The organism is Klebsiella sp. Ech2A (assembly GCF_030078455.1).
Lineage (GTDB): Bacteria > Pseudomonadota > Gammaproteobacteria > Enterobacterales > Enterobacteriaceae > Klebsiella > Klebsiella terrigena.
This window is the reverse complement of sequence record NZ_JAQGFU010000339.1, coordinates 1-2674: the sequence shown is the minus strand read 5'-3', so window position 1 is coordinate 2674 and position 2674 is coordinate 1. Positions and strand designations below refer to the sequence as shown.

At 53.7% G+C, this 2674-nt stretch carries 3 protein-coding genes and 2 tRNA genes; 3 read left to right on the top strand and 2 right to left on the bottom strand.

What is annotated here, in order from left to right:
• Positions 1-43: 43 nt before the first annotated feature.
• Together PFH44_RS26610 and PFH44_RS26605 are read left to right on the top strand one after the other, a co-directional pair.
• Positions 44-120, top strand: a tRNA-Asp gene (locus PFH44_RS26610).
• 54 nt (positions 121-174) lie between these two features.
• Positions 175-250: transfer RNA gene (locus PFH44_RS26605), tRNA-Trp, on the top strand.
• Positions 251-345: 95 nt separating this feature from the next.
• Here the strand turns inward: PFH44_RS26605 and hdfR are convergent.
• Positions 346-1167 (bottom strand): HTH-type transcriptional regulator HdfR, encoded by an 822-nt coding sequence (hdfR, locus tag PFH44_RS26600; protein ID WP_283826694.1) that lies wholly within the window; start codon positions 1165-1167, stop codon positions 346-348.
• 118 nt (positions 1168-1285) lie between these two features.
• Between hdfR and PFH44_RS26595 the strand changes: the two genes are divergently transcribed.
• Entirely contained in the window at positions 1286-1624 is a 339-nt protein-coding gene (locus tag PFH44_RS26595; RefSeq protein ID WP_041143462.1) for a MaoP family protein, read from the top strand.
• 22 nt (positions 1625-1646) lie between these two features.
• Here PFH44_RS26595 and PFH44_RS26590 read toward each other — a convergent pair.
• Positions 1647-2674: YifB family Mg chelatase-like AAA ATPase (locus PFH44_RS26590; RefSeq protein WP_463671582.1), on the bottom strand; the 1028-nt coding region annotated here is incomplete at its 5' end.

Here is a 2674-nt window from a genome sequence, read left to right as displayed (position 1 = left end):
AGTAAACCGGGGCAATAAACCGGTTGTTGTAAAGAAATTCGGTGGAGCGGTAGTTCAGTCGGTTAGAATACCTGCCTGTCACGCAGGGGGTCGCGGGTTCGAGTCCCGTCCGTTCCGCCACTTATTAGAAAATTAAGCCTGCTTAACTAGCAGGCTTAATAATAAGCAGTATTTAGGGGCGTAGCTCAGTTGGTAGAGCACCGGTCTCCAAAACCGGGTGTCGCGAGTTCGAGTCTCTCCGCCCCTGCCATATAATAATCCTTTGCTTCGGCAAAGGATTTTTTTTTGCCTGCAATTCCCTGGCGTTACGATCTCCCAACGCTCTCCGTCCCTGGAGAGGTGCGCTTATTCCAGAATGCTGGTTTTTAGAATCTCACGGATCTGCGCCTGTTTATCACTGTTTTGCAACCAGATGGCGTACAGCGGGCGTGAAAGCGTGGTGCCATCCGTTACCGGGTAAAGCGCGCTCTTACCCTTTGCCCAGTGCGTTGGTAGCCACGTGCAGCCATTGAGAGGGGCGAGCTGCTGATACGCCAGCTCAGCGGAACTGGTGGTGAGCAACGGTACGTCATCACTGCCAATCAACCCGACTTCATTTTGTTGAAAGTCCGGACCCCATTCCAGGCGCAGGTAGTTCAATTCGCTTTTGTTTTTAAGCGGCGCAGCGCAATAAAGGGTTAGAGTGAAATTACCGAGCAACTGGCTGCTTAACTCATCCATCTTCGGCGATTCTGTCGTGATCAGCAGATCAAGCTGCCGTTCATGCAGGTGCTTGACCAGCGACTGACGCTGGGCAATACGGGCCTCAAACTGCAGGTTATAGGGCTCCCTGTACAGTTTCCCCAGCCATCCGTTAAGCATGCACTCCCAAAGAGATGCGCTGCCGCCAATCGAAAACTCATTGTGTCGGGAGGAGTTGGCAACCTCTTTACGCGCCGCCTGCCAGGTATTCATCAGGGTTTCAGCGTAGGGCAGCAGCTTCTCTCCGGCTGGGGTCAAACGGATATTGTTGCGATGACGGGTAAAAAGGTTAACGCCAAGCTGATTCTCCAGCTGCCGAATACGAAAGCTAACTGCTGACTGCGTCAGGTAAAGCGCCTCCGCTGCTCGCCCAAAGTGGCGAGTTCTGCTCACCTCAAGGAAAGTTTTGAGCAATTCCGTATCCACACTCTTCTCCGCAAAATTATTTGTCGTAATGATTTAAATCTTTTGTTTTACACTCTGTCAAGCGTAACTAATACTCCGCGCCATAAATAGCTCGGCCAAAGAATCAGGAGCGTGTAGGATGGCGGAAAGCTTTATGACGACTAATCGTTTTTTCGATAATAAAAATTATCCGCGCGGGTTCTCCCGTCATGGTGATTTCACCATCAAAGAGGCGCAACTGCTGGAACAGCATGGTTATGCCTTTAACGAACTGGAACTGGGTAAACGCGAACCTGTCACTGAAGATGAAAAGCAGTTTGTTTCGGTATGCCGCGGCGAACGTGAGCCGGTAACCGAAGTAGAGCGCGTGTGGATTAAGTACATGGCGCGTATTAAGCGGCCTAAGCGTTTCCATACGCTCTCCGGTGGTAAACCGCAGGTAGAAGGCGCTGAAGATTACACAGAAAGCGATGATTAAGAAAAAGGGCGAAAGCCCTTTTTTATGGCATAAGCTTTTGCAGATGGTTCAACATCCGGTCTATCGCCCGATAGCCTAGCGCCTCCTGCAGATGATGGCGTTCGATACGCGTATCGTCCTTGATATCGGCAATCGTCCTCGCCACCTTAAGCAGCCGTTGCCAGGCCCGTATAGAGAGTCCCAGCTGCGTCAGGGTCTGTTCAAGCCAGATGGCATCGTTCTTATTCAACGCGCACCAGGTTTTCATCTCATTATTGTCTAAATCAGCGTTGAGCTTATTCTGTCGGGCCAGCTGCCTCTCGCGCGTAGCAAGAACCCGCCGGCGTACCGTTGCGCTGTCCTCTCCACCACCGCCTTGCTGGCTGAGTACTCCGGGCGGCGGTAGCGGTATTTCCAAAGAGAGATCGAAGCGATCAAGGAAGGGGCCGGACAGCCGCCCCAGATAGCGCAGCGTCTGCTCGGGAGAGGCGCGATTGTGATGACCCTGATAATGTCCGGTTGGGCTGGGATTCATGGCCGCAATCAGCTGGAAATGCGCCGGATAGTCAATTTTGGCCCGGGTGCGAGAAATATGTATTTTTCCCGATTCAATTGGCTCGCGCAGGGCATCCAGCACTCTGCGTTCAAACTCCGGCAGCTCGTCAAGAAACAGCACCCCATTATGGGCCAGTGAGATCTCGCCGGGCGCAGGTATGGCGCCGCCGCCGACCATAGCCGCGACCGAGGCGCTGTGATGTGGGGCGCGAAACGGCCTGTGGCGCCACCGGGTGGTCGCGTAGTTGGTGCTCACCAGACTGAGAATAGCAGCGCTTTCAAGCGCCTCCTGATTGCTTAACGGGGGCAGTAATCCCGGTAACCGGCTGGCAAGCATCGTTTTCCCTGTACCCGGGGGGCCGATTAACAGCAGGTTATGCCCGCCGGCAGCGACGATTTCCAGCGCACGCTTGCCCTGCTGTTGGCCAATGACGTCGCGTAAATCGCTGTCCCTTTTACACATTCCCCAACCCCCCGAAACCCCTGAGCTTTCCGTATGCCGTCTTCGCCTTTTTG

Excerpts from the sequence above, each read along its gene's own strand:
- PFH44_RS26595 (WP_041143462.1), top strand. The coding sequence starts at position 1,286 with ATGGCGGAAAGCTTTATGACGACTAATCGTTTTTTCGATAATAAAAAT.